The following is a 14,695-nucleotide window of genomic DNA, read 5'->3' as shown; positions in this document are numbered from 1 at the left end:
CCGACTATCGTCATCACTGTCAGTGATCGACCGATGGTTGCGGGGGAACAGACATGACAGTGATGTGCGACGGGCAGCAGGCGCTCACGACGGGGCGCGCGGCTCGTGAACTGGAGCTGAGGACCGGCGAGTTCGAGCTGGCCGCCCAGCTCGGTGAAGTACGGACGGTCCCGGCCGGTCAGGACGGCCGGCCGGGACGCCCGGGCCCGCCCGCCAGGCGCCGCGTACCGGCGGAGGAGATCGCCCGGCTGCAGGCAGAGCCTGGCTTTCCCGACGCCCTCCGCGAACGTGTCCGCACGGTCGGCACGACCGAGGCCGCCGAGCTGATGGGCATCGGCCCGGGCCGGTTCCTGCGCCTGACCCGAGCCGGCTGCTTCGGCCCCGTCCGGTTCTACGTCAACCGCTTCGGCGCGGTGGTCTGGCTCTACCTCGCCGCCGAGGTCGCGGCCTTCGCCGACCGCGAACCCGAGCTGATGCGCGGCAACACCCCGGCCGCCATGCGGGTGATGCTCGACGGGGGACAGGACTGGCGGGCGCGGCAGTGGCGCAGCCGCAGGGTCGCCCAGCTCATGGCGGAGACCGACGACCCCTGGGAGTCCGCCGCGGTCATCGCCGCCGTGCTGCCTCCGGAGGAGCTGGCCTCCGTCGCCGAGGACCCCCTGGAACGCTCCCTGATGCGCAGGCTCCGGCCCGCGTTCGCCTCCGTCATCACCGCGACGGCCGCCGCCCGGGAAGCGTTCGCACGGGTCCTGACGGCCGAGGAGTTCGACGAAGTGATGTGGTACCGCGTCAACCTCTCCAGGGCCCTGGAAGCGGCTCGCCGCGAAGAACCGGGCCGCATCCGGACACCGGCCGTTGTGACGGCCGGCGCCCGCGGAGGTCAGTCGCCGATCTTCCTGAACAGCCCTTCCTGGACGACCGAGACCAGCAGCCTGCCCGCGCGGTCGTAGATCCGGCCGCGCGCCAGGCCCCGACCGCCGGTGGCGATCGGCGACTCCTGGTCGTAGAGAAACCACTCGTCGGCGCGGAACGGCCGGTGGAACCACATCGCATGGTCCAGCGAGGCCATGTCGAAGCCGCGCGGACCCCAGAGCGGCTCGATGGGGATGCGGACCGCGTCCAGCAGCGTCATATCGCTGGCGTAGGTGAGCGCGCAGGTGTGGACGAGCGGATCGTCACCAAGCGGCCCGACCGCGCGCATCCACACCGCGCTGCGCGGCTCCGCAGCCTCGATCTCGTCCGGCGTCCAGCGCAGCCGGTCGACATAGCGGATGTCGAAGGGCTGCCGGCGCGCCATCCGCTCCAACCCCTCGGGCAGACCGCCCAGGTGCGCGCTGACCTCGTCCACGACCGTCGGCAGCTCCTCCGGGTCGGGCACCGCCCGGCGCATCGGCAACTGATGATCGAAGCCGGGTTCCGGCTTGTGAAAGGAAGCGGTCAGATTGAAGATCGTCCGACCCTGCTGGACCGCGACGACGCGGCGTGTGGTGAACGACCGCCCGTCACGCACCCGCTCCACCTGGTACACAATCGGCACCCCGGGCCGCCCCGGCCGCAGAAAGTACGCATGCAGCGAGTGGACCGGGCGGTCACCTTCCGTCGTCCGCCCGGCCGCCACCAACGCCTGGCCCGCGACCTGGCCGCCGAAGACCCGCTGCAGGGACTCCTGTGGGCTGCGGCCCCGGAAAATGTTCACCTCGATCTGCTCCAGGTCCAGCAGATCGACCAACTTCTCGGCCGGATTGGTCATGACCGGTGGCCCTCCGTCACATCCGTGGACGGCCTCGGGTGAAGCCGTCCGCTCACAGCTGACCCACGTCGGTGACGCGCACCACCGCACGCCCCTCCTCGTCGGAGGCGGCCAGGTCCACCTCGGCCGAGATGCCCCAGTCGTGATCACCGTTCGGGTCGGCGAAAGTCTGCCGCACCTTCCACAGCCCGTGCGCGGCATCCTCCTCGATCTGCAGAAGCTTCGGGCCGCGCGCGTCCGGACCGGTGCCCAGCTCGTCGTATTCCTCCCAGTAGGCGTCCATAGCGTCGCCCCAGGCATCCACGTCCCAGCCGGACTCGGCATCCAGCTCGCCCAACTCCTCGACCTTGTCCAGCGCCGCCAGCTCCACCCGCCGGAACATCGCATTGCGCACCAGCACCCGGAACGCCCGCGCGTTCGCGGTCACCGGCCGCACCTGGTCCGCCCGCTCCGCGGCCTGTTCCGCCGTCTCCACCTCCGGATTGGCGAGCTGTTCCCACTCGTCCAACAGGCTGGAGTCCACCTGCCGCACCATCTCGCCGAGCCAGGCGATGATGTCCTGGAAGTCCTCGGACTTCAGATCGTCCGGCACCGTGTGGTCGAGCGCCTTGAAGGCGCTCGCCAGGTAGCGCAGCACAATGCCCTCGGTGCGGGCCAGCTCGTAGAAGGAGGTGAACTCCGTGAAGGTCATGGCGCGTTCGTACATATCGCGGATGACCGATTTCGGCGACAGCGGATGGTCGCCGACCCACGGGTGGCTCTTGCGGTACAGGTTGTAGGCGTGGGAGAGCAGTTCATCCAGCGGCTTTGGGTACTCGACGTCCATGAGCCGCTCCATGCGGTCCTCATACTCCACGCCGTCGGCCTTCATCTGCGCGACCGCTTCGCCCCGGGCCTTGTTCTGCTGGGCGGCGAGGATCTGCCGCGGATCGTCCAGCGTCGACTCCACCACCGACACCATGTCCAGCGCGTAGGACGGCGACTCCGGATCGAGAAGGTCGAATGCGGCCAGCGCGAACGTCGACAGCGGCTGGTTCAGCGCGAAGTCCTGCTGAAGGTCGACGGTCAGCCGGACGATCCGGCCCTCCGCGTCGGGCTCCTCCAGCCGCTCCACGATCCCGCCGTCCAGCAGCGACCGGTAGATCGCGATCGCGCGACGGATGTGCCGCAGCTGATTCCTGCGCGGCTCGTGGTTGTCCTCCAGCAGATGGCGCATTGCCGCGAAGGCGTTGCCCGGCCGCGCGATCACGGACAGCAGCATGGCGTGAGTGACCCGGAAACGGGAGGTCAGCGGCTCCGGATCGGAGGCGATGAGCTTCTCGAAGGTGTTCTCTCCCCAGTTGACGAAACCCTCCGGCGCCTTCTTGCGGACGACCTTCCGCCGCTTCTTCGGGTCGTCGCCGGCCTTCGCCAGGGCCTTCTCGTTCTCCACGACATGCTCGGGCGCCTGCGCGACGACAAAGCCCGCGGTGTCGAAGCCGGCCCGCCCGGCCCGGCCCGCGATCTGGTGGAACTCCCGCGCCCGAAGCGTCCGCACCCTGGTGCCGTCGTACTTCGTCAGCGCGGTGAACAGCACGGTGCGAATGGGGACGTTGACGCCGACGCCGAGTGTGTCCGTACCGCAGATGACCTTCAGCAGGCCCGCCTGCGCCAGCTTCTCCACCAGTCGGCGGTACTTCGGCAGCATGCCGGCGTGGTGCACGCCGATGCCATGGCGGACGTAACGCGACAGGTTCTTACCGAACTTGGTGGTGAACCGGAAGTTCCCGATGAGCTCGGCGATCTGGTCCTTCTCGGCGCGCGTACACATGTTGATACTCATCAGAGCCTGCGCCCGTTCAACGGCGGCGGCCTGCGTGAAGTGCACGATGTACACCGGGGACTGGTGGGTCTCCAGCAGTTCGGTGAGCGTCTCCGTCATCGGCGTCGTGCGGTACTCGTACGACAGTGGAACGGGCCGCGTCGCGGAGCGCACCACCGACGTCGGCTTGCCGGTGCGGCGGGTCAGGTCCTCTTCGAACCGCGACATGTCGCCGAGCGTCGCCGACATCAGGATGAACTGCGCCTGCGGCAGTTCCAGCAACGGAATCTGCCAGGCCCAGCCACGGTCCGGCTCGGCATAGAAGTGGAACTCGTCCATCACGACCTGGCCGATGTCGGCGTGCTTGCCGTCGCGCAGCGCGATGGAGGCGAGCACCTCGGCCGTACAGCAGATGACGGGTGCGTCGGAGTTGACGGAGGCGTCACCGGTGAGCATGCCGACGTTCTCGGTGCCGAACAGCTTGCACAGGTCGAAGAACTTCTCCGACACCAGGGCCTTGATCGGAGCGGTGTAGAACGTCACCTGGTCGCGGGCGAGGGCGGTGAAGTGCGCGCCGGCGGCGACGAGGCTCTTTCCCGAGCCGGTGGGGGTCGACAGGACGACGTTCGCCCCCGAGACCACCTCGATCAGCGCCTCCTCCTGGGCAGGGTAGAGCGCGATGCCCTGCTGCTCGGCCCAGTTCGAAAAGGCTTCGAAGAGGGCATCGGGGTCGGCGTCTTTCGGCAAATGATCGATGAGGGTCACACCCCCCATACTGCCTGCCTTCGGCCCGTATCAGGGAACCGGCGGTGCATTGCCCGGGGCCGGGACCCCACGCCCCACCATTCCGAGGCGATCACTGCGCACGACCTCTGAGCTGCGAAGATGCCGATTTGCGCCGATTCGTGGCAGTAGCGGTCGAGTGTTTGGCGCGGAGGCCCCGCAGCGATCGGGGGGCAGCCCGCAGGCGATGCAGGGAGTCGTGGGGAGGGAGAAGTCGGGGATCTGGCGAGGGTCGGTGTGCTCCAGTGCAAGGAAAGCCAATGGCCTGACCTGCGAAGACGTGCGCGCCGGGGGAGAGGAGGAGGCGGTCGGCGGGCGACTGGCCATTCGGATGGGGCGCCCGCTGAGGCTGCGGTGGGCTGATGCCACGGGCTCATCCCGGTCACTGCCGGGGTTCCGTTGATCCTCGGGCACGGCCCTTGATGATCACCGAGGGAGTGGCGAGCCAGGGGTAGCGCGCCACGGCGCGAGCGCGGCGCCTGGCTGGTCGGGCACTCACTGGTCAGGCATCCATGGGGAGACGTGTCGGAGATCACCGCCTTCGATGAAGTCGGAGATCACTGCCTTCGATGGAAAGGAGATCGCCGACCAGAGCGAGAAGCAGCCGCGGGGGTGGGGTGGGGAGGGGGAGGGCCCCTCCCGGCGTGGCCGGTCCAGGCCCCCGAGCCGATTCGGGATGGCCGGCTAACCCCCACACCCCACCCCTGTCACCCCTGCCCCTGCCGGCTCGCGCGTCACCCCATAGACCCGCTCGTCACCTCACGTCGGACCGGGTCCGGCGGCCTCGCGGACCTACGTGAAGTGGGCCGCTACGAAAATGCACCGGCCCGCTTGTCGGGGGCCGTCCCGAGTCGCTCCGTAGGGCGCGGGTGTCCTTCGGGGCGCGGTCGGCGCCGTACGGAGAGGTCCCAGCGCCTAGCGACCGCACCGGGCCGCACTCCACCCCGGACGTCACTGACCGCACTGGGCCGTGGTCGTATGGCCGCAACCGGACCCGACCCACGCGGTTGAACCGAACCGACCACGTAGCCCTGCGCACCGTTGCCGGCCCGCCGTGGCTGATCCCATCGGCGCTGGATGTGCTTGCAGACCGGAAGCTCCGGTCGGAGTTGGCGCGTCCGCCCAACATCAGACGTTCCGGTCGCTGCCAGCCGTTCCCACGGATAGCGGACGTGCTCGCCGAGACCAGGCGCTGGGGTCGACGGCCGTTCCCGCCGGCACCCGGAGGTGATGCCCTCCCGGCGCCCTCCGTCCGAGGCGTCGCCCAGCCGCTTGTAGGTGTGAAGGGCAGTGGAACGGGCAGTTGTCTGATCTTCTTGAGCGCAGGCGCGGCGAGCCTTCTTTGCGAGGGCCCGGCATCTGGTAATTCCCCGTGGCGAAAAGGCGATCGGGTGCGTGATTGTGGGGGTTGACCCTATTTGCTCTTGGGGTGAGCCGGCGTCCGAACGCGCATTGCTCTGAGATGCGGCAAGCCGTTCTAGGCCAAGCAGCCGTCACGGCAGTGTATTGCCTGTTTACGGACAAGGTCGGGAAGTGCTGCCGGAGTTATGGGCGTTGGCGTTGAGGGAGGCCCTGGGGCCCGAGCGGCCCTAGAGGTGTCCGCATCACACTCATCGGGTGCCGATGTCAGCTGCGTCGGCTCACGCGTAGCCGGATGCCAGGAGATTGGCTCAAATCTCCGATCTTGTTTGCGTCCGGGTTTTTCCCTCCTTAGGTTCAGGCCCGCATCGAACGGACGCTTGGCTTTCGTTCGAGGGCGTCCGTGGGGGGACGGGCGTTCAGCGTGCTGCCTTGGGCTGCGCCGTGCTGATTCCCCCGACTGAAGGTCCATCCACAGCAGGTCTGTGGTTGTCGAGGGAGGCAACAGTCATGAGGATTCGGAAAATCACGCGGGCGACCGCAGTGGCGGGGATGACGCTGGCGGCAATCGGCGTGATGCCCATTGCCCACGCGGAGGGCGCTTCGGGCACCACGAAGGCGCTTATGGCGAGCTGTCCCGGGGACGGGCACATCAGCCGCAACTACACCTGCACCACGCTGGGCAGCGGAGAGCTGTATCACCAGAAGTACACCAACAACAGGGCTTCCACCTGGTACAAGAAGACCGGCGGCGGCAGCATCACGGCCCGCGTCGGATATAACCGGTCGGGGTCGACGGCCTGGAGCGGCTGGTTCAGTCAGTCCAGCGGCACGACCAAGACCGGCAGCTGGAGCAACGTGACGTACTGCGCCGGCACCGTGGGCCTTCTTGAGGTCCGCGGCCAGCAGACCTACCAGACGCCCTTGGCCAACTGCAGCGGCTGACCGTCGGTCTGTGCCCGGCCGCTGCGAGACGGCCGGGCACAGGCAGCCCCCTGGCAGTTCACTTGAGGATTAGGACACCGTGTTCCGTGTTCTCCGCGATTTTCCAGAATAAAACGGGCTTCATCATCTTCGCGGCCCTAGCGGTGCCGGCGGTCGCCGTCTTGTGCTTCTGGCTTGCCCAACGGGCGGGCAGGCGCCCTTGGTCCCACGCCGCGCTCGGCGCAGCTGTCACGGCCGAGATCGCCCTCACTTTGTTCCTCCCCAGCGGCGGAGCAGCAGCCGAGGCCAGTCGTGTCTGTGTCATCAACCGCAACTACGCCGAGCCGTTCGCCACCCAGCAGGGACTTCTCAACCTGCTGCTCTTCGCACCCATCGGCTTCTTCGGCCTCATGGCGCTGCGCTCGTTGTTGCCCGCGGTGGCCGGCAGCATTCTGCTTTCCCTGGCCACCGAGCTTCTGCAGACGCTGGTCCCCGGTGTCAGCCGGGGATGTGACAGCAGTGACCTGCAGATGAACGCGCTGGGCGGACTCTTGGGCATCGCTGTTGCCTGGGTCGTCCTACGGCTGGCCAAGCGTCCTGCCATCCCTCCTCGGCGTCATGCTCGAGCCACCGCGATTGCCTCCGCTGTGGTCCTCGTCGTTGCGGGTATCGCCGCAGCAACATGGATCACGCCTGTCGCCGTGGACGCCACGAGTCTGCAGTTCACCGGCGAGAAGGAAGAAGCCTCAGCGCAGCGGGCAATCCGCCAAGCCTTCGGTGACCGATACGAGATCAGCAACGTTCAACTGCAGGCAGGTGTCGACGACAGCCCTGACCTCCTGCTCATCGCTCTCGATGAGGGATCCGCTGAGCTCACCTGGCCCGATGCCTCTCAGCTCAACGTCAGTCTGGAAAGCTCAAGCCAGACGACGCCCTCCAGTTTCGCGATCCCCGGGGTCACCAAACGTCCGGCTGGCAAAGAGGACGCACTCCCCATCGCACGCCGATATGCACAGCAGCACTTCCCGCGCGAGTTGCGCGGCGCCGAGCCACGTGTTTACCCGGTCGGTGACCGGGCGGAACTCGGCTGGATCGTCAGCTGGCGGCGCCGTAACGGCGGCGGCGTTCTGATGCCGATGCGTCTGGACGTCCAGATCAACACTGCCGGCCGCGTCTCTCAACTGCTCGTCCGCAACGACAAGGACCCTCATGACCTGCCCGCGCTGAATGTCGATAAGGCGACGGCGCAGCGTACGGCTCTTCAGGCACTGCATCAGCCAAAGGGCCACAAGGTGCGGGTCGCCGACAGCGAGCTGCTGGCCGTGCAACGCGAGGGCAAGTGGCGTGCCCAGTGGCTGACCGGCTTTGAGACCGACGACCCCAGCGTGGTGCTCGACCCTGTCTACGTCGATGCGAACACCGGGAAGGTCGACACCCGCGCGAGCAGGAAGGAGAAGATCGACAACCCGGAAGAGAACGGTGGCGGCAGCGTGGAAACCACGCAGAACTGAGCAGCCCTCCGGCACCGATCAAGCCACCGCTGGTCATCGCGGCCCTCACCACCACAGCCCAGGCAGCTACCACGGCGCCGGGAAGCCCTGCAGGCGTGCAGAGCGCCGGCTGCCCCGGCGACGGCAAGCTCGGCGGCGGTGCCTGCACCTCGTTGAGCAGCGGCGCCGTCTTCCACTCAAAGATCCTGGCCGCAAGCGTCACGATCACCAACTCCTACGTGAAGGAGGGCGGCGGCACCATCATGGCCAGGCTCGGCTACAGCTACAAGGGCACCAGCCACTGGGGCGGCACCTTCTCCCAGTCCGCAGGAACCACCAAGTACAGCACCTGCTGAAGACAGTGCCCGTCAGCAGACACTGCTGACGGGCACTCACTGGCTCGTGTCGAGGGGTTCCCTGGACTCCGCACATTCGCCAGTAGTGGGGGGATGGCTAGGAGCTACGCCGTCCGGACCTGGCTGTTCCACGGGCGTAACGGAGTTGCAGACACGCCCGGTTCGTTGGCAGCCGAGCCGGGCAGTCCACGACCGGCTCGTCCCGCACCCATCCCCGCCCTGCCGGGCCGCACGGCACCGCATCGGCCCGATCGTGGTGAGGCACTCAGCGCTGTCCACACGGGCGCCGAACCGACCACGACGCCTTGTGCGCGCCGTTCCCGCCGTCAGTGGCTGATCCCACCGGCCCCGGCCGTTCCCGTAGGCGCACCGATCGGGGCTCCCGCCCTACCCCCGCGCCGCACCGGTCGCGTCCCCCCCCCCGAGACTTCCGGCCCCTCACTTCACCGAGCCCGCCATGACGCCCTGGACGAAGTGGCGTTGGAAGGCGAAGAAGACGATGACGGGGACGATGAGGGACAGGAAGGCGCCGGGGGCCAGGACGCCGATGTTGCTGCCGAACTGGCGCATCTGGGACTGCAGGGCCACGGTCAGTGGCTGCGATTCGTTGTCGGCGAAGAGCAGCGCGACGAGCATGTCGTTCCAGACCCAGAGGAATTGGAAGATGGCCAGGCTGGCGATGGCCGGACGCCCCAGCGGCAGGATGAGCTGGGAGAAGATCCGCCACTCCCCGCCGCCGTCCATGCGTGCGGCCTCCAGCATCTCCTTGGGGATCTCCGCGAAGTAGTTGCGGAGCAGGAAGATGGCGAAGGGGAGGCCGTAGGCGGTGTGGAAGAGGATCACGCCCGGGATGGAGCCGAACAGTCCGAGTGCGCCGAACATCTTGGCCACCGGCAGCAGTCCGATCTGGACCGGCACCACCAGCATGGCGACGACCAGCAGGAAGATCCAGTCGCGGCCGGGGAACTCCAGCCAGGCGAAGGCGTATCCGGCCAGCGCGGCGATCACCACGACGGCGATGGTGGTGGGCACCGAGATCAGCACGGTGTTCCAGAAAGCCTGGGTGATGCCCGAGTCCTGCAGCAGTGCGGTGTAGTTGTCGAGCGACAGTTGGCCGGGAGCGGCGAGGGCCTGCCACCAGCCGCTGCCGGCGTTGTCCTCCTCGGAGCGCAGCGAGGAGACGAAGAGGCCGGCGGCGGGGGCGAGCCAGACGAGGCCGATGATCAGCAGCCCCACCTGGATCACGCTGCGGCTGAGCCGCTTCCCCGGTCGCGTCTTCCCAGGAGGGTTCTTCCCGGGCCGGGCGTGCGTCGTCCGGTTCTTCCCCGACCGCGTCTTTCCCGGCAGCGCTGTGCCCGGCTGCGCTGTGCCCTGCGGGGCGTTGCCCTTTCCGCCGGGTGCCGAGGCAGCGTGGGTGGTGGTCATGACTGGCTCCTGCGGAAGCGTCGGATGTTGAGGATCATGGCCGGGACCACCAGGAGCAGCAGCAGGACACCGAGGGCACTGCCGAGCCCCTGGTTGTTGCCGCCTCCGAAGGAGACCAGCCACATCTGCAGCGCCAGCACATTGGCGTCCTGCTGTACGGGGCCGGGCGCGATGATGTAGACGAGGTCGAAGACCTTCATCACGTTGATCACCATCGTCACGAACACGACGCCCAGGACGGGTCCGAGCAGCGGCACGGTGATCCTGCGGAACACCTGCCATTCGTTCGCGCCGTCCATCCGGGCGGCCTCCAGGACCTCGCGTGGCATCGCGGAGAGTCCCGCGCCGATGAGTACGAGCGCGAAGCCGGTCCAGATCCACAGGTAGGCGCCGATGATGGCGGGGGTGATGAGGGCCGGGCCGAGCCAGGAGACGCCCTCGTACGGCGGGGCGAAGTCCTTCGCGGGGAGCTGGACGGTGTAGGAGCCCGCCTTCAGACCGGTCAGGCGGTACGAGCCGTCCGGCCCGGTGGTGGCGTCGGCGACGACCTTGCCGTGCGAGTCGACGGCCTCGACGGCCAGTTGCGGCAGCCCGCGTTCGCCCGGGTCCACCCTGCCGGGCTTGCCGTGCCCGCCGGGGGTGAAGTCGAGGTAGACCACGCCCCGGAGTTCGCCGGCGCCCGCCGCTGTCCTGGAGGCCGGCGCGGCGGGCTTCGCCGCGGCCGGCATCTCCTTGGGCGGGACGCCGACCAGGCCGAGATTGACGGTCCGTCCGGGTTCGGCGGTCCGTGCCGTGCGGTAGGAGCCGTCGTCGCCGTGGACGAGCTGCTTGTCGCCGAGGCGTGCCTTGGCGGTGGGGAAGGAGGGGGTGTCGTGGAGGTTGTCGTGGACGCCGACGACGACCGCGTTGAGCACACCGCGTTCCGGGTCCTGCTCGTAGGCGAGGCGGAAGATGATGCCCGCGGCGAGGAAGGAGATCGCCATGGGCATGAACATCAGCAGCTTGAACGCCGTCTTCCAGCGGATCTTCTCGGTCAGCACGGCGAGGATCAGGCCCAGCCCGGTCAGCAGGGCGGGCGCGAAGACGACCCAGATCGCGCTGTTGCGGATGGCCCGGACGGTCGCCGGGTCCTGGAACATCTCGGTGTAGTTGTCGGCGCCGACGAAGGTGTCGCCGGAGGCGTCGTACATGCTGCGGATGACCGAGAACACGATGGGGTACGCGACGAGCGCGCCCAGCAGCAGCAAGGCCGGGAGCAGGAACAGTGCGGCGGTGCGCCGGCGCCGCCGGACGGCGCGCCGCCCGGGGGTGCCGGCCCTGCCGTGCTTGCCGTTCTTGCCGTGTGCGCCGGGCGGCGGGGGAGCCGGGGTGCCGCCCGTCGCTGCGGGCGGCACCTCGGAGGTGGTGACTGGCATGGATCGGGGCCCCTTGGTCCTTAGTTCCGGAAGGCCTTGGCCGCGGCGGCCTCGAGCTTGCGGGCCGTGTCCTCGGGGGCGGAGGGGTCGCGCAGGAAGTCCTGGAGGAGCTTCCATTCGCCGGCTCCCTGGGTGCCGCCGAACGCGGCGGGGGCCTGGTCGGACATGTCGAACCGGACGGAGTTGCCGGCGTCGGTCAGGGACTTGGCGGCCTTGCGGGACACCTCGTCGTGGTAATCGCCCGCGGGCACCTTCTTGTTGGGCGAGATGAAGCCGCCGGCCTGGGCCCATATGCCGGCCGCCTCGGGAGTGGCGAGGTACTTCACCAGCTCCATCGCGGCCTTCTTGTTCTTGCCGGCCTTGAGCACCACCGCGGCGTCACCGCCGCTGACCGTCGGCGGCTTGCCGTCGTCGACCGAGGGGAAGGGGAAGAACTTGGCGTCCTTGCCGACTTCCTTGTGGAGTTCGTCGGTGACCAGAGCGCCGACGAAGTCGCCCTCGTAGACCATCGCCGCCTCGGGATCCGGGCCGAAGACCTGCTGGACGGACTCGGGGAAGTCGGTGCGCAGGGCGCCCGCGCCGCCGCCGGCGACGAGGTTCTTGTCCTTGAAGAGCTGTCCGAGGGTGCTCAGGGCCTTGACGACGGTGGGGTGTGTCCAGGGGATCTTGTGGTCGGCGAGCTTGTCGTAGTTCTCGGGCCCGGCCTGGGAGAGGTAGACGTTCTCGAACCAGTCGGTGAGCGGCCAGCCGGCCTCGCCCGCGACGGAGAATGCCGGTACGCCCGAGTCGGACAGCGTCCGGCCGGAGGACAGCAGCTCCTTGTACGTCTTCGCGGGGCCGACCCCGGCCTGCTCGAACGCTTCGGGGCTGTACCAGACCGTCGACTTGTGGGACGCCTTGAAGTACAGGCCGTAGTAGGTGTTGTCGACGGTGCCGTAGTCCTTCCAGACCTGGGCGTAGTTCGTGCCGGCGGTGGTGCCGATCTCCTTGGACAGCGGGGCGAGCCAGCCCTTCTTCGCGAACTGCCGGAGCACGCCGACCTGCGGAACCATCACGACGTCGGGAGCGTTGCCGCCCTCGATCTGGCTGCCGACGACGGTGGAGACGTTGTCGCCGGTGGAGGAGAAGGTGATCTTCGCGCCGGTCTTCTCGGAGAAGCCGTCCAGGACCTTCTTGAAGCTCTGCTGTTCCACACCGGTCCAGACGCCGGCGACGGTCAGTGTCTGGCCGCTGAGCTTCTGTTCGCCTCCTCCGGGGGTGACTGCGCCGCCGCCACAGGCGGTGGCGGTGAGCGCCAGGCCGAGGACAGTTGCGCAGGAGGCGGCGGTGCGGGTGTGGCGTGCTGCGGTGTGTCTCATCGTGAGGTTTCCTTCGGTCGGGCTAGTGGGCGTCGGGGCTGTGCATCCACCAGGCGGCGGTCGATCCGGGGAGGGTCCCGGCGGGGCAGTCGCCGCTGGCCAGCAGGGGGGCACCGGAGACGGGGGCGGGCGCGGGGTCGCTGCCGAAGTTGATGGCGCAGACCAGTCCGTCGCCGCGGACGAAGGCCAGCACCTGCGGGGGCGACTCCAGCCAGCGCAGGGAGCCCTCGCCGAGCTGGGGCAGGCTGCGGCGCAGGTGCAGCCCCTCGCGGTAGAGGTGCCAGAACGACCGGGTGTCGGCCAGGGCCCGGTCCGTGGCGTGTTCGGCGAACCATGTGGGCTGGGGCAGCCAGGGCTGGGCCGTCTCGGCGCCCGCGGTGAAGCCGAACGGTGAGGCGTGCCCGGACCACGGCAGCGGCACCCGGCAGCCGTCGCGGATGTGCTGACGGCTGCCCGTGCGGTGGAAGATCGGGTCGGTGAGGACCTCGTCGGGGAGGTCGACGACCTCGGGCAGGCCCAGTTCCTCGCCCTGGTAGACGTAGGCGGCGCCGGGGAGTGCCAGCATCAGCAGGGCGGCGGCGCGGGCGCGGGCCGGGCCGTGTGCGCCGGCGTGGCCGCCGGGCTCCGTCGCGTACCGGGTCACCGTCCTGACCTGGTCGTGGTTGTTGAGCACCCAGGTGACGGTGGAGCCGGTTCCCGCGATGTCGGTCAGGGCCTCGGAGATCACCTTGCGGAAGGTGTCGATGTCCCAGCGCGCGGTCAGCAGGTGGAAGAAGAACGCCTGGTGCAGCTCGTCGGGCCGGACGTAGGCGGCCTGTTCGCTCGGCGTGCGAACCGAGACCTCGCCGACGAGGAGCCGGTCGCGGCCGTCCTGGGCGGTGTACTCCTCGCACAGCGCACGCCAGTCGCGCCACACCTGGTGCACCTCGGGCTGGTTCCAGGCCAGCGGGTTGACCGAGTCCCGGGTGCGCTCGTCGGCCTCGGGGTCGGGGGAGTCGGGCAGCTCGGGGTGCTTGAAGAGCCCGGCGGCGACGTCGATGCGGAATCCGTCGACGCCGCGGTCCAGCCAGAAGCGCAGCACCTCCTCGAAGTCGGCGCCCACGGCGGGGTTGCGCCAGTTCAGGTCGGGCTGTTCGGGGGTGAACATGTGGAGGTACCACTGCCCGGGGCGCTTCGCTTCGCCTCCGCTCTGCTCCGGGTCCTCGGAGGCGGGGCCGGCCTCCTCGACGCGGGACCAGGCGGGGCCGCCGAACATGGCCCGCCAGTTGTTGGGCGGCAGCTCGCCGTGCTCACCGCGCCCGTCGGCGAAGTGGAAGAGGTCCCGCGCGGCGCTGCCCGGCCCTTCCGCCAGGGCGGCGCGGAACCACGGGTGGTCGCTGGAGCAGTGGTTGGGCACGATGTCGAGGAGGACCTTCAGGCCCAGCCGGTGGGCGTCGGCCACCAGGCGGTCGAATTCCGCGAGGTCGCCGTAGACGGGGTCGACGTCGCGGTAGTCGGCGACGTCGTAGCCGTGGTCGTGCTGGGGCGAGGGGTAGAACGGGCTGAGCCAGATGCCGTCCACGCCCAGCTTCCTGAGGTAGGGCAGCCCGGCGCGGACGCCCGCCAGGTCACCGATGCCGTCGCCGGTGCTGTCCAGGAAGCTGCGGACGTACACCTGGTAGATGACCGCATCACGCCACCAGCGCTGTGCCGCGGTCTCGGTGGCCTGCGCGGTCACGGCGGGGGCCGGGGAGGGGGAGGGAGCGGGGAGGGCCGAGTAGCCGTTCCCTGCCGTGGCTGTGAGCATCTGCCGAGATCCGTTCTTACCTGAGCATGCCGGTGCGGCCTGCGGGATCGCTGTTATGCATGCATGTTAAGTAGGCGTGACTTTTGGGTGTCAACGAATCTGTCAAAAGTGGCCCGGTATTGCCCGTATTTGCGTGGAGATGCGCAGAGCTCGTTTACCTAACGAGTAACTAGAAATGCCGGCTCTGCGAGAGGACCCGAGCTCCGGCCGCGAGCTCCGACGACGAGCGTCGGCCGTGCACCGCGATC

General features: G+C 68.8%; 10 protein-coding genes. 4 read left to right on the top strand and 6 right to left on the bottom strand.

Annotated features, from left to right (window positions below):
* Positions 1–53: 53 nt before the first annotated feature.
* Positions 54–950, top strand: coding sequence for a DUF6397 family protein (locus QOM21_RS05940; RefSeq protein ID WP_407548681.1), 897 nt, complete (start codon positions 54–56; stop codon positions 948–950).
* Here the strand turns inward: QOM21_RS05940 and QOM21_RS05935 are convergent.
* Positions 881–1,750, bottom strand: coding sequence for an acyl-CoA thioesterase (locus QOM21_RS05935; RefSeq protein WP_407548680.1), 870 nt, complete (start codon positions 1,748–1,750; stop codon positions 881–883). The genes QOM21_RS05940 and QOM21_RS05935 overlap by 70 nt on opposite strands.
* 52 nt (positions 1,751–1,802) lie before the next feature.
* A complete protein-coding gene (locus QOM21_RS05930; protein ID WP_407548679.1) occupies positions 1,803–4,316 on the bottom strand; it encodes a DEAD/DEAH box helicase in 2,514 nt (837 codons plus the stop codon).
* 1,887 nt (positions 4,317–6,203) lie between these two features.
* On the opposite strand from QOM21_RS05930, the gene QOM21_RS05925 reads away from it, so the two are divergent.
* The 3 genes from QOM21_RS05925 (at position 6,204) to QOM21_RS05915 (ending at position 8,463) form a co-directional block, all read left to right on the top strand.
* Positions 6,204–6,638, top strand: a complete 435-nt coding sequence (locus tag QOM21_RS05925; protein ID WP_407548678.1) for a hypothetical protein — start codon at positions 6,204–6,206, stop codon at positions 6,636–6,638.
* An 86-nt stretch (positions 6,639–6,724) separates the two neighbouring features.
* A complete protein-coding gene (locus QOM21_RS05920) occupies positions 6,725–8,128 on the top strand; it encodes a VanZ family protein (RefSeq protein WP_407548677.1) in 1,404 nt (467 codons plus the stop codon).
* Positions 8,129–8,223: 95 nt separating this feature from the next.
* Complete coding sequence (locus QOM21_RS05915) at positions 8,224–8,463, top strand: hypothetical protein (protein WP_407548676.1); 240 nt, start codon at positions 8,224–8,226, stop codon at positions 8,461–8,463.
* Between the two features lie 438 nt (positions 8,464–8,901).
* On the opposite strand, the gene QOM21_RS05910 is transcribed toward QOM21_RS05915, so the two are convergent.
* The 4 genes from QOM21_RS05910 to QOM21_RS05895 are packed head-to-tail and all read right to left on the bottom strand — an operon-like array spanning position 8,902 to position 14,447.
* Positions 8,902–9,888 (bottom strand): carbohydrate ABC transporter permease, encoded by a 987-nt coding sequence (locus tag QOM21_RS05910; RefSeq protein WP_407548675.1) that lies wholly within the window; start codon positions 9,886–9,888, stop codon positions 8,902–8,904.
* Entirely contained in the window at positions 9,885–11,303 is a 1,419-nt protein-coding gene (locus QOM21_RS05905; RefSeq protein ID WP_407548674.1) for an ABC transporter permease subunit, read from the bottom strand. Before QOM21_RS05905 ends, QOM21_RS05910 begins: the two co-directional genes overlap by 4 nt.
* A gap of 20 nt (positions 11,304–11,323) precedes the next feature.
* Complete coding sequence (locus QOM21_RS05900; RefSeq protein WP_407548673.1) at positions 11,324–12,661, bottom strand: ABC transporter substrate-binding protein; 1,338 nt, start codon at positions 12,659–12,661, stop codon at positions 11,324–11,326.
* A gap of 22 nt (positions 12,662–12,683) precedes the next feature.
* Complete coding sequence (locus tag QOM21_RS05895) at positions 12,684–14,447, bottom strand: glycoside hydrolase family 13 protein (protein ID WP_407548672.1); 1,764 nt, start codon at positions 14,445–14,447, stop codon at positions 12,684–12,686.
* Between the last annotated feature and the right edge of the window lie 248 nt (positions 14,448–14,695).

It is taken from the genome of Streptomyces sp. Pv4-95 (assembly GCF_045782725.1).
Taxonomy (GTDB): Bacteria; Actinomycetota; Actinomycetes; order Streptomycetales; family Streptomycetaceae; genus Streptomyces.
The sequence above is the reverse complement of the archived record's forward strand: the minus strand, read 5'-3'. Positions and strand labels throughout refer to the sequence as shown.